15 protein-coding genes and 1 tRNA gene are annotated in these 19986 nt (G+C 73.5%); 8 read left to right on the plus strand and 8 right to left on the minus strand.

Annotated features, from left to right (window positions below; all coding sequences use genetic code 11):
- Position 1: 1 nt before the first annotated feature.
- Positions 2 to 757 (minus strand): enoyl-CoA hydratase/isomerase family protein, encoded by a 756-nt coding sequence (locus WMF20_RS39120; RefSeq protein WP_437606863.1) that lies wholly within the window; start codon positions 755 to 757, stop codon positions 2 to 4.
- Positions 754 to 1803 carry a RimK family alpha-L-glutamate ligase gene (locus WMF20_RS39125; protein WP_437606864.1) on the minus strand — a complete coding sequence of 350 codons (1050 nt, stop codon included), beginning with the start codon at positions 1801 to 1803 and terminating at the stop codon, positions 754 to 756. The genes WMF20_RS39120 and WMF20_RS39125 overlap by 4 nt, the downstream gene beginning before the upstream one ends.
- Positions 1804 to 2102: 299 nt before the next feature.
- Here WMF20_RS39125 and WMF20_RS39130 point away from each other — a divergent pair, with 299 nt between their 5' ends.
- Together WMF20_RS39130 and WMF20_RS39135 are read left to right on the plus strand one after the other, a co-directional pair.
- Entirely contained in the window at positions 2103 to 3272 is a 1170-nt protein-coding gene (locus tag WMF20_RS39130) for an acyl-CoA dehydrogenase family protein (RefSeq protein WP_437606865.1), read from the plus strand.
- Between the two features lie 167 nt (positions 3273 to 3439).
- Positions 3440 to 3512: transfer RNA gene (locus WMF20_RS39135), tRNA-Ala, on the plus strand.
- 156 nt (positions 3513 to 3668) lie between these two features.
- On the opposite strand, the gene WMF20_RS39140 is transcribed toward WMF20_RS39135, so the two are convergent.
- From WMF20_RS39140 to WMF20_RS39150, 3 genes are read right to left on the minus strand one after another with little or no spacing between them, the layout of a single operon-like run.
- A complete protein-coding gene (locus tag WMF20_RS39140) occupies positions 3669 to 4988 on the minus strand; it encodes a hypothetical protein (protein WP_437606866.1) in 1320 nt (439 codons plus the stop codon).
- Entirely contained in the window at positions 4985 to 7105 is a 2121-nt protein-coding gene (locus tag WMF20_RS39145; protein ID WP_437606867.1) for a TonB-dependent receptor plug domain-containing protein, read from the minus strand. Before WMF20_RS39145 ends, WMF20_RS39140 begins: the two co-directional genes overlap by 4 nt.
- The gene (locus tag WMF20_RS39150) at positions 7102 to 7842 is read right to left on the minus strand and encodes a hypothetical protein (RefSeq protein ID WP_437606868.1); all 741 of its coding nucleotides are present in this window, start codon (positions 7840 to 7842) and stop codon (positions 7102 to 7104) included. The genes WMF20_RS39145 and WMF20_RS39150 overlap by 4 nt, the downstream gene beginning before the upstream one ends.
- A gap of 196 nt (positions 7843 to 8038) precedes the next feature.
- Here WMF20_RS39150 and cobT point away from each other — a divergent pair, with 196 nt between their 5' ends.
- Genes cobT through WMF20_RS39170 form a run of 4 tightly spaced genes read left to right on the plus strand, consistent with a single transcriptional unit; the run spans position 8039 to position 11670 of the window.
- Positions 8039 to 9124 carry a nicotinate-nucleotide--dimethylbenzimidazole phosphoribosyltransferase gene (gene cobT, locus WMF20_RS39155; protein WP_437606869.1) on the plus strand — a complete coding sequence of 362 codons (1086 nt, stop codon included), beginning with the start codon at positions 8039 to 8041 and terminating at the stop codon, positions 9122 to 9124.
- The gene (locus WMF20_RS39160) at positions 9121 to 9888 is read left to right on the plus strand and encodes an adenosylcobinamide-GDP ribazoletransferase (protein ID WP_437606870.1); all 768 of its coding nucleotides are present in this window, start codon (positions 9121 to 9123) and stop codon (positions 9886 to 9888) included. The genes cobT and WMF20_RS39160 overlap by 4 nt, the downstream gene beginning before the upstream one ends.
- 17 nt (positions 9889 to 9905) lie before the next feature.
- Positions 9906 to 10514, plus strand: a complete 609-nt coding sequence (locus WMF20_RS39165) for a histidine phosphatase family protein (RefSeq protein WP_437606871.1) — start codon at positions 9906 to 9908, stop codon at positions 10512 to 10514.
- Between the two features lie 22 nt (positions 10515 to 10536).
- Entirely contained in the window at positions 10537 to 11670 is a 1134-nt protein-coding gene (locus tag WMF20_RS39170; protein WP_437606872.1) for an arginase family protein, read from the plus strand.
- Between the two features lie 57 nt (positions 11671 to 11727).
- Here WMF20_RS39170 and WMF20_RS39175 read toward each other — a convergent pair whose 3' ends face one another.
- Together WMF20_RS39175 and WMF20_RS39180 are read right to left on the minus strand one after the other, a co-directional pair.
- Positions 11728 to 12600: a sulfurtransferase gene (locus WMF20_RS39175; protein WP_437606873.1), complete on the minus strand. Its 873-nt coding sequence runs from the start codon at positions 12598 to 12600 to the stop codon at positions 11728 to 11730.
- Positions 12601 to 12728: 128 nt separating this feature from the next.
- Positions 12729 to 13181, minus strand: coding sequence for a nuclear transport factor 2 family protein (locus tag WMF20_RS39180; protein ID WP_129579062.1), 453 nt, complete (start codon positions 13179 to 13181; stop codon positions 12729 to 12731).
- Between the two features lie 937 nt (positions 13182 to 14118).
- Here WMF20_RS39180 and WMF20_RS39185 point away from each other — a divergent pair.
- Both WMF20_RS39185 and WMF20_RS39190 read left to right on the plus strand, forming a co-directional pair.
- Positions 14119 to 14556, plus strand: a complete 438-nt coding sequence (locus tag WMF20_RS39185; RefSeq protein ID WP_237244511.1) for a hypothetical protein — start codon at positions 14119 to 14121, stop codon at positions 14554 to 14556.
- A gap of 2036 nt (positions 14557 to 16592) precedes the next feature.
- Positions 16593 to 18173: a helicase HerA domain-containing protein gene (locus tag WMF20_RS39190; protein ID WP_437606874.1), complete on the plus strand. Its 1581-nt coding sequence runs from the start codon at positions 16593 to 16595 to the stop codon at positions 18171 to 18173.
- Between the two features lie 211 nt (positions 18174 to 18384).
- On the opposite strand, the gene WMF20_RS39195 is transcribed toward WMF20_RS39190, so the two are convergent.
- On the minus strand, positions 18385 to 19890 hold the full coding sequence (locus WMF20_RS39195) for a carboxypeptidase regulatory-like domain-containing protein (protein ID WP_437606875.1): 1506 nt from the start codon (positions 19888 to 19890) through the stop codon (positions 18385 to 18387).
- Positions 19891 to 19986: the final 96 nt, after the last annotated feature.

Genomic DNA, 19986 nt, shown 5'->3' on the forward strand with positions numbered 1-19986 from the left:
GTCACTTCTTGCTCAGGAACGCATCCATCGCCCGGCGGTGCTCGGGGCCGTTCCACTGCTCGGCGAACGCCCGCCGCTCGACCTCCACCGCGGAGGCGCGCAGCGCCTCGCGCGCCTTGCACAGCGCCCGCCTCATCGCCGCGACCGAGGTGCGCGGGCTGTCGGCGATGCGGTTCACCTGCGCGATCGCGCGGCTCCGCGCCGCGCCGGTCGGGACGACCTCGCTCACGAGGCCGATCCGGAGCGCCTCGGCGGCGTCGATCCGCTCCGCCGTCAGGAGCAGCCGCGACGCCTGCAGCGGCCCCACCCGCTCGCAGAGCCGCGTCAGCCCGCCCCACGCCGGCGACAGGCCCATCTTGACGTGGCGGAACGAGAGCGCGGCGTGCTCCTCGACGATGACGAAATCGCAGAGCAGGAGCAGCTCGCAGCCGCCGCCCAGCACGTCGCCCTGCACCGCGGCGACGATCGGCACCTCGCTCTCCTCGAACGCCGAGAAGCCCTCGAACATCGCGAGGACCTCGCCGCCCGCCGCGCCGCCCTCGGCGAGCGCGTGGAGCTCGCGGATGTCGCCGCCCGCCACGAAGACGTCGCCGCCCGCCGCTGTGATCACGACGCCGCGCACGCGCGGGTCCGAGGAGGCGAGGCGGATCGCCTCGCCGAGGCGCCTCGCGAAGGCGCTGTCGATGGCGTTCCGGCACTCGGGGCGATCGATGGTCAGGACGACCGCGTCGCCGGCCGCCTCGACCCCGAGGGTCACGAGGCGGCCCTCCGCGCGCCCCTCCCGTTCGTCAGCACCGCGGGCTTCCTGCGGCTCGCGCCGGCCCCGTTCTCCGCCGCGCGGCTGAGCCGCCGCGTCGGCGGCATGCGCTCGTCGTGGATCACCTCGGCGATCCGCGCCTCGAGCATGCGGCGGCTCAGGCCGCGCTGCTCCACCGCGTACCGCTCGGCGTAGCTGATGATCGCGCCCGCGACGTCGACGCCGCTCGCGCGCTCGATCCCCTCCAGCCCGGGCGAGCTGTTGATCTCGAGGATCTTGGGCCCGGAGCGCGCCTCGAGCATGTCGACGCCGGCGACCTCGAGGCCCATCGCCTTCGCGGCGCGGATCGCGACGCTCCGGTAGACGCGCGGCAGCTTCACCCGGTCGCCCTTGCCGCCGCGGTGGAGGTTCGAGCGGAACTCGCCCGGCTTCGCGACCCTCCGCATCGACGCGACCACGCGGCCGCCGACGACGATGACGCGGATGTCGCGCCCCTTCGACTCGCGCACGTACTCCTGGAGCACGATGTCCTGGCCCATGGCCCAGAACGTCTCGAGCAGCGCGTGCACGGCGTGCGGCGTCTCGGCGAGCATGGTGCCGATGCCCTGGGTCCCCTGCTGCAGCTTCACGATCGCGGGGCAGCCGCCGACGAGCGAGAGCGCCGCCTCCACGCCGGCCGGGCTGCGGGCGCAGACGGTGATCGGCACGTTCAGCTTGCGGCGCGTGAGCAGCTGGAGCGCGCGCAGCTTGTCCCGGCTCCGCGCGATCGAGACGGCGCCGTTCAGGACCGGGACGCCCATGAGATCGAACTGGCGGACCACGGCGAGGCCGTAGTTCGTGATGCTGGCGCCGATGCGCGGGATCACGATGTCGAAGCGGGGCACCGCCGAACCACCGACGAGCAGCGACGGCCGACCGCGCGACACCACGATCTGGAAATCGAGCGGATCGATGACGCTGACGTCGTGACCACGCGCGCGCCCCGCGAGCACGATGCGGCTCGTCGAGTAGAGGGACGCGTTGCGTGACAGGACGAGGAATCGCATGTGGCCCGGAGGCTAGCAGAGCCCGCAGACTGCGTGGATGGGTGCGCGAGCCGATTCATGCTTCGCGCCTTCGACGAACGGCCCGCGCGGCGTCTCCAGCGGTCCGCGCCGCCCGTGCCGCCCGCGCCGCGGTCGCGCGCCGCGCCATCGGCCCCCGTTTTCCATGCGGCGACGCGCGGGCCCGCTCGATCTCGACACGGCGAACCGGGCGCGGGCGCAAGCGCGGCGGCGCGGCGCTTGCGCTGGAAAATGTTTCGTGTACGAATTTTTTTCGGTCCGCCGGCGAGGAGGGGTTCGCGATGTGGCAGCCGTTCACAGAGGAACATCAGCAGTTCAGGAAAACGGTGCGGGCCTTCGCAGAGAAGGAGCTCGCTCCACACGTGGACGAGTGGGAGGCGTCGGAGTGCTTCCCCAACTGGGTGTTCAAGCGCGCCGGCGAGCTCGGGATCCTGGGCGCGCACTTCCCGGAGGAGCACGGCGGCGCCGGGCTCGACTACTGGTTCTCGACGGCGAAGGCCGAGGAGCTCGTGCACTGCACGATGGCGGGCGTCTCGATGGGGCTGCTCGTCCAGAGCGACATGGCGACGCCGGTGATCAGCGACATCGGCACGAAGGAGCAGATCGAGGAGTTCCTCCGGCCGGCGCTCGCGGGCGACAAGATCGCGGCGCTCGGCGTCTCGGAGCCGGGGGCCGGCAGCGACGTGGCCGGGATCGGGACCACCGCGCGCAAGGACGGCGACGATTACGTGCTGAACGGGCAGAAGACGTTCATCACGAACGGGACGCGCGCCGACTTCGTGACGCTGCTCGCGAAGACGTCGCCGGACAAGGGGGCCCACGGCTGCTCGTTCTTCCTCGTGCCGACGGCGCTCCGCGGCTTCAACGTCGCGAAGAAGCTGAAGAAGATCGGCAACAAGTCGTCGGACACGGCGGAGCTCTTCCTGGAGGACGTGCGGGTGCCGCGGCGCTACCTGCTCGGCGAGCCGGACCAGGGCTTCGCGTACCTGATGCAGAACTTCCAGACCGAGCGGCTGGTCGCCGCGGTGGGCGCGATCGCGAGCTCGTTCGTGACGCTCGACAGGTCGGTCGAGTACGGGCGCGAGCGGACGGCGTTCGGCAAGCCGATCATCAAGCGCGAGTCGTGGCAGCACAGGTTCGTGGACCTGTACACGCGCTGCGAGGCGGCGCGCGCGTTCGTCTACAAGTGCGTCGACCACTACAACGACGAGCGGTACGTGCGGAAGGTGCCGATCAGCTTCGACACGGTGAAGCTCATCTCGATGGCGAAGATCCTGGCCGGCGACGTGGCGAACGACGTCGTGGACACCTGCCTGCAGTTCCACGGCGGCTGGGGCTACATCGAGGAGTTCCCGATCGCGCGCGCCTGGCGCGACCAGCGGCTCCTCCGCATCGGCGGCGGGACGACCGAGACGATGAAGTACTACCTGGCGAAGCTGATGAACTTCTGAGGGCCGCCCGCCCGAACGGCCACCCCGGCGGGGCGCGCAGCTCCGCCGGGGGCGCAGGGGCCGCAAAACGGGCCCGGCGAGCGTGAGGCGGACGGAAACGACGCGCCGACGAAAAAAAGTAGAGACAAGCGGAGCGAGAGGCTGTAGATATGCCGCTCCCAACGACCGGGGCTGTAGCTCAGCTGGGAGAGCGCATGACTGGCAGTCATGAGGTCAGGGGTTCGATCCCCCTCAGCTCCACCGATAGGACCGAAGGACTCCCGCGGGAGTCCACCGCGCCGCGCCTGCCTGCCGGCGTGCCTTTTCAGAACCTCCTCTGACCGCGCGTCTCGCGCGGCGCGCGGCCTGAAGCCGACCAGCGGCGCGGACTGCGCAGCAGGCCGGCGCCGGGGCCGATCAGAACGCGCCGAGGTACCGCGGCGGCAAGCCGACCCGCGGGTCGACGTGGAAGGCGCCCGCGTGCACGAGCGCGCGGCCGTCGGCGCCGACGTCGAAGCGGTGGACGACGCCCCCGTCGGTCTCGGCGTCCGCGGCGAGGCACCGCCCGCACGCCTCGGCGCAGCGCACCTCGCCGAGGGAGAACGGGAGCTCCTTCGAGCGCAGCAGGACCTCGGGGTCGCCGCGCTCGGGCGCGGAGCCGGCGAGCTCGACCGACGTGAGCGTGTCGTCGACCGGCCCCCCCGCGCTGAGCGCGTCGCGGCCGAGCGTCGAGAACAGGAGGCGGTCCTCGGTGGCGAACGCGACGGAGAAGCCGGGCGTCCCCGCGCCGAGCTCGGCGGCCGTCCAGCGCGCCTCCTCGACGAGGCGCCCGTCGCGGCGCGCGAGGACGACGAGGCCGGCCTCGCCGGCGTTCGACGCGGCGTCGCCGCCGAACGTCCCGGGGCACACGACCGCGAGCCTCGATCCGCCGGCGGACGCGGCAAGCCCCCCGCACCCGTGGAGCCCCTCGAGCACCGTGACCTCCCGGATCGCGTCGCTGCGCGCGTCGATCTCGACCAGGCGCGACTCGGCCGACGCGACGAAGTCGAGCGAGGTCGCCGTGAGCAGCACGTAGAGGCTGTCGCCGACCAGCACCGCGCGGCCCGGCCGGGGGTAGAACCCCGGGTCCTCCCCGGCCAGGGCGGGCGCGAGATCGATCCGGCCGACGATCGCGCGGGCGCCGGGGTCGACGACGAGCACGTCGCTCCCGCCGTCGATCGGCGCGGCGTCCGGGTCGAGGTTCGGCTCGTGGCGCGTGACGTACGCCTTGCCCGGCGAGACCTCGACGTAGTCCTGCGGGTTCGCGCGGAACGCGGTGGCGAGGGTGAGCTGCCCCGCGGGCTCGCCGCTCCGGACGTCGATCCACGTGAGCACGGACGCGGAGCGGTCGAGCAGCGCCAGTCGATCCCCGCGGACCGGCGTCGTCGGGACCACGACGTCCCCCGAGAGCGGCGAGGCGAGGCCGGGCGAGCTCGAGCCCGACGAGACGATCGACGCGGAGAGCACCGCGCCGTCCCAGCTCACCAGGCTGACGTTCGTCGACTGGTAGTCGCTGCTGACCACGACCGCGCCGCGCCCGCACGGGCCCGCGACGACGTCCGTGCCGCCGGTGCTCGGCGGCGGCTCCGGCGCGTTGCACCCGATCAGCGCGCCCGCCGCCCCCGCGGCGAGGATCGTCCGAGAGAGGGCCCCGAGGGCCGCCGTCCCCCGCCCCAGGTCGATGCGAGAAGCCGTCACCACCACACCTCCGTCGCTATGTGAAAGCTCCGCCCGGGGAGCTCGAGGTTGAACAGATCGAACGTCCTCGCGGCGAAGACGTTCGCGATCGCGAAGCGCGCCGAGAGCCGCCGCCGGAGCGCGAGGATCGCGAGCTCCACGTCGGCCGTCGCCTGCTCCGGCAGCGGCCGGAGCCCCGCGGGGTCGGCGGCGCGCGAGGCGCGGTAGAAGACCCGCGCCGAGAGCGAGGCGCGGTCGACGCCGAGCCGCGCGGGCTCCGCGTACACCTCCAGGGACGGCGCCGCCACGAGGCGCGACTGGTACGGGATGAGGTCGTTCGCGAGCGCGCGGCCCGGCGAGGTGTCCCGCGGATCGAGCGCGGTGAGCGCGAGGCCGGCGCGGAGGTGGTCGAGCGCCGAGGCGGACGCGGTGAGCTCCAGGCCGAGGACGCGCGCGCTCGCGACGTTGTACGGCCGCAGCACGCCGATGAAGGCGGGGCGGTGCGCGACGAGCCCCGAGGCGAAGCGCGAGAAGCCGAGGATCTCGAGGGAGACCTCGGCGCGCGCGGCCGGCGCCGCCGCGGCGAGGCGCACGCCGAGCTCGGCCGAGAGGCCGCGCTCGGGGGCGAGCTCCGGGTTGCCGATGACGATCGGGGAGCTGCCGTAGAGCTCGCCGAGCGCGGGGACGCGCACGTAGCGGCCGAGGTTTCCGAAGAGCGAGACGCCGCCGCCCGCGAGGCGGAGCCGGGCGCCGAGGCGGCCGCTCGGCTCGAGCGAGGCGAGCGGACCGCCGGCGCCGCCGTGGCTGGTCCGGTGGAGCTCCAGGGCGCCGAGCGCGTAGCCCTCGAGCGAGGGGATGGGCGCGTAGCGAAGGCTCACCGACGCGCGGGAGGTGGCGCGCGAGGCGCGGAGCGGCGCGCCGCCCACGCGATCGAGGGCGAGGAGCTCGCGCTCGTGGGCCGCCGAGGCCGAGACGGCGAGGTCGTCGGCCGGGCGGTAGCGGACGGCGGCCCGCCCGGCGCCGCGCGCGCCGCGGCTGGCGACGAGCGGCGACAGCAGGCCGAGCTCGCCCCGCGGATCGCGGACGACCTGGCTCGAGAGGACCGACGAGCTCGTGAGCTCGAGGCGGCACCGATCGACGCCGCCCTCCGGCGGGCCGGCGCACGGGGCGACCGCGGCGAGCGCGCCGAGCCAGCGCTGCACGTGGGCGCGCGCGGCCCGCGCCGGCGTCTCCGAGAGGCCGGTCGCGCCCTGGTCGCGCGCGAAGCCGTTGCCGATCGCCGTGACGCTGCCGCCGCCGGGCAGGCGGTAGCGGCCGATGCTCCAGAGGTCGTAGGCGTCGGCGTCGGCGTTCGGCCTGGGCAGCGCGCGCCCCGTCCGGCTGTCCGTGACGAGGTAGTCGTTGTCGGCGGCGCGCCGGCCGATCGCGATCATGGCGCCGGCGCGGTCGTCGCCGAGGCCGGCCGACGCCCACGCGGAGCGCTCGCCGAAGCTGCCGGCGCCGAGCCCGACGGAGGCGCGGGGCGCGCGCGGCAGCGACGGCTCGAAGAAGATGGCGCCGCCGATCCCGAGGCGATCGGCGTGCTCGGGCGCGTTGCCCCGGTAGACCTCGACGCGCTGGATCATCCAGAGCGGGACCGTCGAGAGATCGGCGGTGCCGGTCACGTCGTCGTTGAGCCGGACGCCCGCGAGGTACACCGGCGTCTCGGCGCTGCTCGCGCCGCGGATGGACGCGGTCGCGAGGTCCGACGCGGCGCCCGTGCGGGAGACCTGGAGGCCGGGGACGCGGCTCAGCACCGCGGACGCCGCGGCGCCCGGCGCGCGGAGCTCGTCGCCGCGGATCACGTGGGACGCCGCGGTGGGATCCCGCGCGGCCACGGTCGACGCGCGCTGCCCCTCGACGCGCACCTCGAGCGCCCGGCGGCGCGGCCGGGCCGGCGCGCTCTCGGCCGGCGCGGCGACGCCGTCGCCCCGTTCCTCGCGCGCGCCGCCGCCTTCGCGCGCGCCGCCGCCTTCGCGCGCGCCGCCGCCCACCGCGCCCTCCCGGCCGCCCGCGCCCGCCTCCTGGCCCCGCGCGCGCGGCGCGAGGCCGGCGGCGGCCACGAGCGCCGCGCAGGCGAGCGCCCAGGAGCGCCTCACGGGCACAGCGCGTGGACGATGCCCACGGCGTCGAGGTCGAAGACGTCGGGCGTGCCGGCGCGATCGGTGATCCGCACGAACCGCGCGAGCGGGACCCCGATCTCGGCCAGATCGAACGGGTCGCCGCCCGCCGACGGCGGGTCGAGCGGATCGATGTCGTTCTCGTCGGGGTTGGCGTGCACCGGGTGCCATCCGGCGCAGCCGTCGTACGGATAGCGGTCCGCGGCGCAGGGGAACGCCGACCAGGCGGCGCCGTCCTCGCTCACCTCGACCGTCGCGAGCTCGGCGAACACGCTCGCGGCGTCGTCGCCGCGCCCGAAGGCGTTCTCGAACACCAGGAAATCGGCCCCGGGCCCGTCGACGATCGCGTTGCCCTCGAACGCCACCACGATCGACCCGCCGTCGCCGAGCGAGAGCACGTCCAGCGAGCCGCCGCAGCAGCCGGCGCCCTTCGGCGGGCCGAGGACGACGTCCGGGTACCGGTCCTGCCCGAACCCCTGCCCCGGCCCGAAGCAGGCCGACACCACGCTCGTCGCGAACCGCGCGCCCGGACCGTCGCACGCCGCCGCGTCCGCTCCGGGAGCGCCGCCGTGGCCGCCGGAGAGGCACGAGCCGCCCGCGCCCGCCGCGGCGGCGGGCTCGCCGGCGCCGTCGTCCGGGGGCGCGCCGGCGCCGCCGCACCCGGACAGGACGGCCGCGGAGGAGCAGAGGCAGACGACGAGGGCACGCAGCGACATCCTGGACCTGTTCGAACGAGCGCGCGCCGCGGCATCTCCACGTCGCCGCCAGCCGGCCTGCCTCGGTCCCGCGAGGATCTGCGTCTCTCCATCTCCGCGCACGGGACCTCTTCGGCCGCACGGGCGGCTATCACGGGCCTCCGGGACGGTCAACGCGCTTCCCCGGCCTCCCGCGGGAGAGTAGAAAACCCGAAACATGGCTCTCTCGCCTCCCTGGGTGTTCCCGGAGCTCGACGCGGGCGCGGCGGGCGCGGCGCGCGCGCGGCAGGACACGCTGACAAAGCCGCGCGGCAGCCTCGGGGCGCTCGAGGATCTCGCCGTGGCGCTCGCGGGCATCCAGGGCGGTCCGCCCGCGAGCCGGCCTGCGGCCGCGGTGCTGTTCGCCGCCGATCACCCCGTCGCCCGGCACGGCGTGTCGGCCTACCCGGCCGAGGTCACGGCGGCGATGGTCGCGAACTTCGTGCGCGGCGGCGCCGCCTCCAGCGTGCTCTGCCGGCACCTCGGGGTCGAGCTGCGGGTCGTGGACGTCGGCGTCGCCCACCCGTACGAGCGCGCGGGCGGCGCCGGCGCGCGGCTGCGGCGCGATCCGGTCGCCGACGATCCCATCGGCGATCTGCGGGTCGAGGACGCGCTCTCGGAGGACGTCTACGAGCGCGCGCTCCGCGCCGGCGCCGCCGAGATCGACGCGCTCGAGGGCGACACGCGCGTCGTCCTGCTCGGCGAGATGGGCATCGGCAACACCACGGCGGCGTCGGCCATGGCGTCGCTGCTCCTCGGGCTCGCCCCGGAGGACGTCGTCGGCGCGGGGACGGGCGTCTCGGGCGACGCGCTGTCGCGCAAGGTCGAGGTCGTGCGCGACGCGACCCGGCGCGTCCAGGCCGCCTCGAGCGCGTTCCGCGCCGATCCGCGCCGCGTCGTGCTGGCGGTCGGCGGCAAGGAGATCGCCGCGCTCGTGGGCGCCATGGCGCGGGCGATCGAGCGGCGGATGGCGGTGCTCGTCGACGGCTTCATCGTCTCGACCGCGGCGCTCGCGCTCGTCCGGATGGACGCCCGGGCGCGGGCGGGCATGCTCTTCGCGCACCGCTCGGCCGAGCGCGGTCACGCCCACGTCCTCGCGGCGCTCGAGGCCCGCCCCTTGCTGGATCTGGGCATGCGGCTGGGCGAGGCGAGCGCCGCCCTGGCCGCGCTGCCCCTGCTCGACGCCGCGTGCGCCCTGCACGCCGGCATGGCGACGTTCGCGAGCGCGAGCGTGCCCGACCGCGCGCCGCCCGGGACTCCATGACGCTGCCGCCGGTCCTGCGCGGCGCCCGGGCGGCGACGACCTTCCTCACGCGCGTCCCGGTCGGCGGCTTCCCGTACGCCGACGCGGACTGGCGCTGGGCCTCGGCCTGGTTCCCGTTCGTGGGCGCCGGCCTCGGCGCCGTCCAGGCCGCGGCGTGGCTGCTCGTCGACCGGGGCGGCGCGCTCGTCGCCGCCAGCGTCGTCGTGGCGCTGGGCCTGCTCCTCACCGGGGCCTTCCACGAGGACGGCCTCGCGGACACGGCCGACGCGCTCGGCGGCGCCTTCGATCGCGCGCGTCTGTTCGAGATCCTCAAGGACAGCCGCATCGGCTCGTTCGGCGCCGCGGCGCTGATCGTGGTCCTCGTGCTGCGCATCGCCCTGCTCGCGCGGCTCGACGCCGCCGCGCCGGTCGCCCTGGTGCTGACGCAGTGCCTCTCGCGCACCCCGCCGATCTGGCTCATGGTCGCGCTCCCCTACGTGACCCAGGGCGGCTCGCGTAGCCGGCCGGTCGCGCGGGCGGCGCTCCCGCAGGCGCTCCTCGGCTCGCTCTGGCCGGCGCTCTCGCTCGCCGCGGCGCACGCCGCCGGGGCCATCTCGGCGGCCGAGGCGGCGGCCATGCTCGGCGCGTCGGCCGCCGCCGCGGCGATCTGCGGCCTCCGCTTCCGCGCCCGCGCGGGCGGCATCACCGGCGACTTCCTCGGCGCGACGCAGCAGATCGCCGACTGCGCCGCGCTGCTCGCCCTCACGCTCGCGCGGGGCGGCTGAGCCGCGGGCGCGCCGGCATGGATCCCCTCGCCCCTTCCCTCATCGCGTTCCGCCACGCCCCCGTCGCGCTCTCCGGCGTCTGCTACGGCCGCCTCGACGTCGCCGCGGAGCTCGCTCCCGGGGACGCCGCGGCCGCGATCGAGCGCGCGCTCCGCGACCTCGACCTCCGCCCCGGCGTGGTCTGGTCGTCGCCGCTCTCCCGCTGCGCGCTCCCCGCGGCCGAGCTCGCGTCACGCCTCGGCGTGCCGCACGCGATCGACGCGCGCCTCGTCGAGATCGCCTACGGCGCCTGGGAGGGTCGCGCCTGGTCGGAGATCGAGCGCGGCGATCCGGGCGCGTACGCGGCGTGGCTCGACGGCTGGGAGCGCGTCGGGCCGCCCGGGGGCGAGTCGGCGATCGAGGTCGAGGCCCGGGTGCGGTCGTTCTGGCGGGCGCTCTCTCCGGCGTGCGGGCCAGCGTCCGGGTCGTCCCCGCACCTCCTGGTCGCGCACGCGGGCGTGCTGCGGGCGCTGCGCGTCGTCGCCTGCGGCGCGACCTGGCCCGAAGCGATGAGCGCGCCCGCGCCTCACCTCGCGCCCGAGCGCTTCCCGCTCCCCGCGCCCGCCCTTTCGCTGGCGGCCTCCTGAGGGGCGCGTACCCTCGTCGGGCATGACCCCGCACGAAGAGCTCGCGCTCCTGCTGCGCCCGGCGGCCGGAGGCCTTTACCTCGTCTCGACCGGGCGCGCGCAGCAGCTCGAGGTCCAGCGGCGGCTCTACGGCGCCTCGACCCAGGACGAGGTCCTCGCCCGGTTCCGCGCGTCGTTCGACCGCATCGCCGGCGCGCGCGCCGTCTTGCTCGGCGTCCCCTCCGACGTCGGCGCCGGGTTCCTCCGCGGCTCCAACATGGGCCCGCAGGCGATCCGGACCGCGCTCCTCGACGCTCACCCGGATTTCCCCGAGCGGGCGCGCGACATCGGGCTCGTCGACATCGGCGACGTGTTCGTCGTACCGCAGCTCCTGCACGACGACATGCTCTCGGAGGCCCAGAAGGCCGCGTCGCGCCGCGCCCTCTACCCCGGCGTGCCCGAGCCCGTGGCCGCGCGGCTGCCGGTCTCGCCGCTCTCCATCGCCGAGCGCGCGCTCGATCTCGTCTTCTCGATCAACCCGGACGTCGCGCCCATCGTGCTCGGCGGCGATCACTCCACGGCCTTGCCGGTCGCGCGCGCGATCGCGACCGCGCGCGCGCGAGGCGCGCGGCGGCGGCCGTGGGGCATCGTGCAGCCCGACGCGCACACCGATCTCCTCGAGGAGCGGCTCGGGGTCGCGTACTGCTTCGCCACCTGGTCGTACCACGCGAACGAGCTGGTCGGCCACGGCGGCCGGCTGACCCAGGTGGGGGTCCGCGCCTCCCAGAAGCCGCGCGAGCACTGGGAGAGCCGCTACGGCGTGCGGCAGTTCTGGGCGGCCGAGTGCCGCGCCGATCCCGAGGCGGCGCTCGACGCCATCGTCGCGCACGTGAAGAGCACCGGCGTCGAGGGCGTGTATTTCTCGAACGACATCGACGGCACGGACGCCGCGTACGCCGACGCCACCGGGACCCCGGAGCCGGACGGCCTCTCGCCCGATTTCGTTGTCGCGCTCATCCGCCGCCTCGGGCGCGAGGTCGGCCTGATCGGCGGCGACGTCATGGAGGTGGCGCCGGCGCTCCAGCCGACGCCGGAGAGCGCGGCCCGCACGCTCGCGCTCGCGGTGCGCTACCTGCGCGAGACGATCGAGGCCGTCATCGGCCGCGCGCTCGCATGACCTGACGCGCTCGCCGGGCGCCGGGCGCCGCGCGCTCGCCGGGCGCCGCTCAGGGACTCAGGGATCGGAGCCCTTCGCCGCGGGCAGGGCGGCGTCCCGGGCCCAGTCGCTCCACGACCCCTCGTAGAGGATCGCGTCCGCGCGGCCGAGCGTCGCCAGCGCGAGCAGGTCGTGGCAGGCGGTGACGCCCGAGCCGCAGTAGCAGACCACGGTGCTCGCCTCGAGCGCGCCGAGATCGCGGTAGCGCCGCTCGAGCTCGGCGCGCTCGCGGAACGGCCCGGACGGCGCGCGGAGGTTCTCCGCGAACGGGGCCGAGCGCGCCCCGGGGATGTGGCCCGGGCGCGCGTCGACGGGCTCGGTCTGCCCTTCGTAGCGCTCGCGGGCGCGCGCATCGAGGATCACCGCCGACGGCTCGCGGCGCAGCCGGTCGACGGCCGCCTTGTCGGCGACCGGGGCGCCGCCGCCGGCGAGCTCCATCGGCGGCGCCGGCGCGATCGCGGGCGCGTCGGTCGAGAGCGGGTGCCCCGCCGAGGTCCACGCCTGGAGCCCGCCGTCGAGCACGCGCCCGCCCGGATGGCCGAAGTAGCGCAGCAGCCACCAGAGCCGGGCCGCGATGGCGCCGCCCGCGTCGTCGTAGCCGACGACCAGCAAATCCGGCGCCACGCCGATCCGGGCGAGCACGCGCGCGAACGCCGCTGCGTCGGGCAGGGGGTGGCGCCCGGGGCCGGCCTGCGCCGGACCGGAGAGGTCGGCGTCGACGTCGAGGTGGACGGCGCCCGCGATGTGCCCGCGGGCGTACTCGTCGGCGCCGCGGCGGCCGCTGAGATACCAGCGGCAGTCGACCACGCGGACGCGGGGATCGCCGGCGTGCGCTGCGAGCCAGGGGACATCGACGAGGGGGCCGGGGGGCACGGGGAGGGGGTCGCGCATGCGCGGCAGGGTAGCGCTGCGCGGCCGCCGGCGGGGCTCGCGATCGAGCGCCCCGAGGCGCGTGGCCGGGTCGCGCTCGCCCGCGAGCCGGCCGCCTCCCGGCGCCGGCGAAGCGCGGAGCAGCCGGCTTACTGACTCGCTTCCGCGAACATGTTCGTGTTGCCGTTCTGGTATGCGAATTCGAATGTCACCTGCTTGATCTTCCAGCCGCCTTCTTCCCGGATCAGCCCATAGCGGTAGTGCCCCGCGACCATCCACTCCTCGCCGCCCGGCGCGCGCGCGAACCGGTGGTAAGCGCGCACGTGGCACTCGGCGGAGGCCTCTTTCCCGCTCACCTCGACGTCGATCGGTCCGAGGAAGTGCTGCGACGCATCGATGGCGCCGTGGAACTTCTTCCAGGACGCCAGCAGGTCGTCGGCCTTCTGCGCGAGCGCCTCGCCGCCGAGGAGCGACGAGAAATCGTTCAATACCACATCCGCATAGAAGCCGCGGAGCTCGACCCAGCGCCGCCGGTCGAGGTTGTGAGCGACACGGGTGATGACGCTCCGGATCTCTCGCTCATCCTTCAGATCTTCGGACATGGACGGGTCCTTTCTTCGGCAGGCCACGCTCCCCTCGTGCAACTCGCACGGACCGCCCGGCCAGCCCTGGTCGGCGGTCGTGGGGACGTGGCGGCGCGCTCATGGGGGGGTTCCTGCGTCGTACCTCTGGCGGCGCGCCGGGATCAAGGTCGTTCTGGGCTAGGGAAATGAGCCATCGCAGGCTGGCTCTGACATGCAGTAGCTCCTGCCCTTCGGCGCGCGCGGCGCGACCTCGGCCCCAGTCGACGAGTGACGGCGGCGGACCCCGCTCGATGAGTCGCTCTGCTGACGTCCCCGGCAAGGATGATACCCGACGGCGATCGATGCATCCCGGTGTCCGTCCGGGATCCACTCTCAGCGGATTCGAACGGTCTCCGCAGCGGGCTTCATGCCGTGCCGTGCGGGCTTTCATGCCGCGCCGTGCGGGCTCGCTGCTGGAGCACCCGCTTCCGGCGGCGTCAAAAACCGGAGAACATCATACCCATCGGCCTCGTTCCTCGTTTGGGTGTCTTGATTGGGCACCACGGCGTGCGAACGAGGCTCGCTTGCGAGCCTTTACGTCCAAGCACCCGGAATTGCTGGGTTCCCGAATGGCGCCCGCGCCACCAATCGCCGGGCAGAACAGCGCCGGAGCTCAGCCGCTCGCGGAGCCCCACCGGCGCTCGGGCTCTACCGCGAGGTAGGCCGTCCTGCCGGCGTACCCGACAATGATAGCGGCACGGTGTGATGACCGCTCCGCGGATTTTGTCAGCGCCCGAACCTTCCCCCCCTTGACGCCGCGTTATCGCTCAAGGATCGTATCAGAGCATCCAGAACGGTCGGGGGGAGCATGGGGTTCCGGTCGTCCACGCGAACAACCGCGTTCGCACGGTGGGGTTGCGCCTGCGCGCTCATCGTTGCCCAGGCGCCCGCAGCGGCTTCCGAATACAGCGGCGGCGTGAGCGTGGGTGGGATCCAGATCGGGACCGAGCCCAAGCTCGCGGTGAGCCCGTTCGTCGGGGTGCTCTGGCGCAGGGAGAAGGACTTTCGGATCGACGTTCACAACATGTTCAGCATCGTTCCGGGCTCACGGGTAGGGTTCTACGACCGGACGGCGGTCACTCTCGGGTACGTGACGGAGACACGCAACGTCAGCATCGGCCCGTCCCTGTCGATTTACGTGATGCCTGTATGCGGTGCGGTGTTCTGCGACCGAGTGATGGGGATCGCTCCAGGTGGTCGCGCCCAATCCGACTGGTACTTTGCCGGGCGGTTCGGCGCATCCATGAGCGCCAACGTGGACTGGGCCGGCGGGAGCAGCCTCGTTCTTCCCGGCAGCTTGGTCGTGATGGTCACCGCTGGACCCATCTGGAGATTCGGGGGGAGCTCCAAGTGAAGAAAGTCTTTCTCATTCCATGTTTTGCCCTGATCGCTTGTAATTTCGACATGGGCGAGTGTTATCTCCGCGGTGAGGGATCGGACGGGGCCGGCGGCGGCATCATCCTCCCGAGCGGGGCCGGCGGCTTCGGGGATGCTCCTCCGGAGCCGCGAGACGGCCTGGATGCACCTCCTGCCGTCTGCAACATCGCGGCCGAGAGCCCATGCAACGAGAAGTGCCAGGCGGACTACGAGGACGCATCGGCTCAGTGTGGGAAAACGGATGACGAAGCGCAACGACGGGCATGTCAGGACAGCGCGCACGCGACCTATTTGAGCTGTCGGGCCGGCTGCGAGCAGACAAGCAATCGCAGCTGCGATGAGAAGTATCAGGATTGCATAAACCACGGTCCGTGGTCTTGTGCAAGACCAGGCTCTGGAAGCGATGGCACGAAGTGTCGGACCTGCTTTAGGCGGTGCGAGTCCGGGGATCCTCCATCGCCGGACTGCAAAAAGTGTCTATTTTGAGGTTTCAATGACGATACACATCGCCACAAATGAGGACATTCGGAGAGCGGTGCGGCGCGGGCTTCGCCTTCCTGTACGTTTCGTGCGCGATAATATGCTGGAAGGGCCGTGCGCGTCCGATCCCGAAGACCATTGTGCGCTACGGTGCGATTATTGGAGCCTTCAAGGGCGGGAAAGAACGCGATTTTGCTCACGATTTCACGATGTTATGAATGCGCTGAAATCACGGCAGAGAACCGTCGTATGGACGTCCGGGTTGTGGAGCGATAGGCTGATGCTGTGGGCGCTCTGCGCATGGAGGCTCCGCTATCGGCCCGAGCGCCCGGATCTCGACATCGTCGTCCTGGGAGATGCGCCGGAGGATGGGTTTAGCCGTGGGTTCGTCCACGTGAAGCCGGCTGACGCGCGCCGCGGTCTGGACGACGCGCGCGCTCTATCTCGGACGCGCGTCCAGCATATGGGGCGCTCTTGGCGAAAGGTATCCGGTCGGTCTCCGGTCCTGTCCACCGAGGGAGGGCGCGCAGATCGAGCACGGAAGGATCTCGTAGAGCTGGGCACCCACCAAGCGGCATTCTTTCCTCGGGTGGACGGCTGCACGCTCACCCTATCTCGGATTGACGAGCTCTTATTCTCGTGTCTCGGCGAAGACTGGTCGACGCCCGTGGACGTATTGATGCACCGCTCGCCGGCTGGCGCAGAGCTGCTAAATTATTGGATGATACGCATCAGCGATTGCTATTTTGCCATGCGGCTGCGCCAGTGGGCCGAGCACCGTGGGGCTGAGGCCGCACTGGAGAGTGTGCCCTATAGGACGGACAGGCCACCTATGCTAGAGGCTCGCTATAGGTTGACGGCTATCGGTGATGAAATAAAGCGACACGGTCTTGCTGAGATCGCTCAAGGACCGCCGCTGCCGGTATGGGGCGCTACGGCGTACGACCCGGCGGCCCCCTGGGTCGTGGTGGGTGGCCCCTCGGGGCAGCGCCTCCAGCGTCTTGGAGAGCGCCCCACCCAGGAGTCCGATGAATAGCGAGCTCGATCCTCGCGGCGCGGGCGCTGGGAGCGCAGGCGCCCGCGGAGCGGAGCCGCACACGAACATCATCGCAGCAGCATTCGGACGGGCGAACTGCCATTGACAAAGTCGTGCTCGATCGCGGCGTCGCAGTGCTTCACGAGCTCCGTGAAGCGCTGCTCCTTGGCCAGGGGGGGCGACCCCCGCCTCGCCTGGCATCGCGCCTGGTCGCCCGGGGGGGCGACCCCCTGCCGGCGCCGCAGCTGCTTCGGACCGCCGCTGTGGTCAGGCGGTCGAGGCAGCGCCGACGGCGGAGCGCCACCCCGGAGCGCCACCCCGGCCCGCTGCGTGCCTCGAACGCGCGGTCGCCCCTTCGAGGATGCCGGCCGCGGGCCCCGGCCGCGCGCCCGCCGCTTCCGTGCGATGCCGCCTGCCCGGCTCGCCCGCCCCGCCGCGCTCGCCTACAGTCCGCAGGCGAGCGCGACCAGCGCCGAGCCCCCACGGGAGGCGACCCCTTGAGCCCCATCCTCTCCCTCTGCGACGGCTACCGACTCGATCTCTCCGACTACGCGCGCACCGGCCTGCGCGTCGGCATCTGGGCCTCGTCCGGGCGCGGCAAGAGCTTCGGCGTCGGGGTCTTCTGCGAGGAGCTGCTCGCGGCCGGCATCCCCGTCGTCGCGATCGATCCCGAGGGGGAGCTCCACACGCTGCGGGAGCGGTTCCGCGCGCTCGTCCTCGGCGGCGCCCACGCGGACCTGCCGCTCTCGTCCCGCGAGCGCGCGGCGGAGCTCGCGCTCGCGCGGGTGCTCGACGAAGGGCTCGGCCTCGTCGTCGACCTGTCCGACCAGCCGACGAGCCGCGCCCAGCAGGAGGCCGCGCTCCCGTTCCTCGAGCGGCTCTGGGCGCTCCTCTCCGAGCGCCGCGCGCCGGCGGCCGTCGTGGTCGAGGAGGTGCACCTCTTCGCCCCGCAGTCGGGCGCGTCGCTCACCTCGGAGATCCTGCACCGCCTCGCCAAGCAGGGCCGCAAGCGCGGCGTCCTCCTCGTCGTCGCGAGCCAGCGCACGCAGGCCGTCTCGAAGGAGCTCATGAGCCAGCTCAACTTCCCGGCGATCGGCGGCTTCGAGATCGAGCGCGACTACGACGCGGTGAAGGCGCTCGTCGACGGCCACCCGTTCGAGGAGTTCCGCGCGCTCCCGTCCGGCGAGTTCTACCTGCCCGCCGCCGGCCGCTTCGAGCGCTGGCGCGCCCGCCACACCGCCCACGGCGGCGACGCGCCGAGCTGGACCGGCGAGGTCGGCGGCGCGCCGCGGATCGCCGACGCCGCGCTGACCACGCTCATCGACGAGCTGCGCGAGGCGCTCGCGGGCGAGCTCGCGCGCCCGCCGGCGCCGGATCCGAGCGCCGCGCTGCGGGCCGAGATCCGCCGCCTCAAGCAGCAGCTCGAGCAGGCCGACGAGGCGCGCAGGGCGGCCGAGGCCGAGGCCGGGCGGCTGCGCACGGCGCTGCAGGTCGCCGGCGTGGTCAAGGTGGTGATCCAGAACGAGATCGTGGCGCGCGCCGGCCAGAGCGACGGCGCGCGCCCGCAGGCGGCGCCCGCTCCCGGCGCGCACGCCGCGCCCGCTCCCGGCGCGCTCCCCGCGCCCGCGCCCCGCGCGCAGGCGGCGCCCGCTCCCGGCGCGCCGCGGAGCCACCTCCCTGCGTCGCCCGCGGCCCCGCTCGCGCCGGCGCCGGGCGGCGCGGCCGTGAAGGTCGCCGCGAGGCCGGCCTCGCCGTCGCTCCGGGATCTCGCGATGCCGCCCGCGGCGTTGCTCCAGGCGCGCGGCGTCCAGCGGCTGGTGAGCGCCGCGAGGAGCCACGCGCGGCGGCGCTCGCCCCGCTCGGCGCCGCACGTCGCCCTGGCCGCGAAGCTGCTCGCCGGCGGCGCGGCGCTGACCGCGGAGGAGCTCGCCGCGCGCGGCGGCTCGCGCAGCCAGGTCGAGATCCGGCGCGCCGCGCACGCGCTCGCCGCGCTCGCCCACGCGGGATTCGCCTCGGTCCAGGGCGGCCGTCACGCGCTGAACGAGGCGGCCGTGCTTCGCGCGCTGCAGAGCGGCTGACGGGGAACGACGCCGGCTCACGCCCTCGCCGCTGCCCGGCCGCGCTCGCAGCGCGCCCGCGGCGGCGTGCATAGCAGCATTGCCCGGCACCGCGATTGCCGCCGCGGTCGCAGTCGTTGTCAGTATCGCAGGTGATGGCGCTGCTCGCGCCGCGTGCTCGGCGTGCGCGAGCGACGGAGCGGAGAGCGTCGGTGGAGCGTCCTGCAACGCATCACTTCGTATCCCCCGAGGCAGGCTTCGTCGACACATCCAGATTCACCGTCGTCACGCCGCCGGCGTTGACGTGCGCCACCTCGCCTTCCATCGTGGACAATGCGGTGATCACGTACCCCCCATCGGGGAGCGATGGCACGCGGTAGTCGCCGGCCTCGCCGGTCACCGGATAGTAGACGCTGACCCCTCCTTTCTGCCCATGCTTGCCGGTGACCATGAGCTTGACTCCGGCGAGGGGCTTGTCCCGCGCGGTGACGTGCCCGCGGATCTCGCCCGTGCCTTCCTCGTAAAGGTTGAGCTCAAGCTCGGTGATCTCCCCGTCCTTGACCCGGACGGGCCGCATCATCGACTGCTCGCCGTAGCGCAGCTCGAGGCGCGCCATGCCAGGCGGCAGCTCCTCGAAGCGGAAGCGCCCGTCGGCGTCGCTCACGTTCTCCACGAACCCGGTGGCGCGACCATGGAGCACGAGCCGCGCGCCGGAGAGCGGTGAACCATCGGCCCGGCGCGCCACGCCAGCGATGCCGCCTCCGGGGGACATGACCACCTTGATCGGATCGAGCTTGTCGCACTCCGTGATCTTCAGCGAGAGCGTGGTCACCGCGTTGGCGCCGTCGTACGCGCGAACCCGGACATCGCCCATGGGAACATGCTCCAGGCGGAAGCCGCCATCCATCTCGCTCATCGCCTGCTGCACCGCGTCTGCCGACGCCATGGACAGCTCGCTGTTCGAGCCGGCGCCCAGGCGCGACTCCGCGTCGACGAGCACGTCGGGCAGCGGGAGGCCCGTTTTATCTTCCACCTTCCCCACCAGGGTGCACCCGCTCGAGAGCGAGATATCCACCTCCTTGGTCTCCCCGGGCCCCACGGTGAGCGCCGGAGAAAACGACGGCGCGCGACCGGCGGCGGTCACCTTGAGGAACACCGCCCAGTTCGGGAACTGGTCCGCGCGGAACGAGCCGTCAGGGCTATCGAACGTCTTGGTCCAGAGCGGCGGCGGCGCCGGGAGCATCTCGGGAAGCGAGGTGACGGCCGTGATGGTGAAGCGGCGTACAGGCTCCTTGCGCTCATCGTAGACATGCCCGATGACCGCCCCGCTCTTCGGGAGCACCAGGCTCACCGTCGCGCCGCTGTGCGCCGGGGCCGAGGTCGAGCCATATCCCTCCATGGTGGCGCTGAGCTGGTACGTCCCTTCCGGGAGGGCGAGCTGGAAGCGCCCACGCTCGTCGCTCTGGGCGGAGCCCGCCGTCGACAGGAGATTGCCCGCAGTCTGAAAGGTCATGGCGATGACCGTCGCTCCCGCGACCGGATCGCCTTCGGTGCTGAAGACGTACCCGGAGATCGTCGGCTTCGGCGCCGAGGCCTGCTTGGGCGCGGGCGGAGGCGGCAAGAGGGCACGATTGCGATAGGTGGAGCGGCCCTTCGCGCCCTCGACGGCGTGCGCCCTGGCGGGGGCCGCTTCGTCGTTGCGCCAAGCCATGAGGAAGACGGCGCTGGCCAGGAGCACGAGCCCGCCGAGGAGCCAGGCCTTGCCAGGGACCTTTCGCGAACGCTTATCCCTTACGCTGCATGGTTGCATGTGTTCTCTCCAGGTAACGTGCCC

The organism is Sorangium sp. So ce834, assembly GCF_051521425.1.
GTDB lineage: Bacteria > Myxococcota_A > Polyangia > Polyangiales > Polyangiaceae > Sorangium > Sorangium cellulosum_D.

What these genes read in the sequence shown, in the direction of transcription:
- WMF20_RS39170 (WP_437606872.1), top strand. Translation starts at nt 10,537, where the DNA reads ATGACCCCGCACGAAGAGCTCGCGCTCCTGCTGCGCCCGGCGGCCGGA.
- WMF20_RS39125 (WP_437606864.1), bottom strand. Translation starts at nt 1,803, where the DNA reads ATGCGATTCCTCGTCCTGTCACGCAACGCGTCCCTCTACTCGACGAGC.
- cobT (WP_437606869.1), top strand. Translation starts at nt 8,039, where the DNA reads ATGGCTCTCTCGCCTCCCTGGGTGTTCCCGGAGCTCGACGCGGGCGCG.
- WMF20_RS39150 (WP_437606868.1), bottom strand. Translation starts at nt 7,842, where the DNA reads ATGTCGCTGCGTGCCCTCGTCGTCTGCCTCTGCTCCTCCGCGGCCGTC.
- WMF20_RS39160 (WP_437606870.1), top strand. Translation starts at nt 9,121, where the DNA reads ATGACGCTGCCGCCGGTCCTGCGCGGCGCCCGGGCGGCGACGACCTTC.
- WMF20_RS39180 (WP_129579062.1), bottom strand. Translation starts at nt 13,181, where the DNA reads ATGTCCGAAGATCTGAAGGATGAGCGAGAGATCCGGAGCGTCATCACC.
- WMF20_RS39130 (WP_437606865.1), top strand. Translation starts at nt 2,103, where the DNA reads ATGTGGCAGCCGTTCACAGAGGAACATCAGCAGTTCAGGAAAACGGTG.
- WMF20_RS39175 (WP_437606873.1), bottom strand. Translation starts at nt 12,600, where the DNA reads ATGCGCGACCCCCTCCCCGTGCCCCCCGGCCCCCTCGTCGATGTCCCC.
- WMF20_RS39165 (WP_437606871.1), top strand. Translation starts at nt 9,906, where the DNA reads ATGGATCCCCTCGCCCCTTCCCTCATCGCGTTCCGCCACGCCCCCGTC.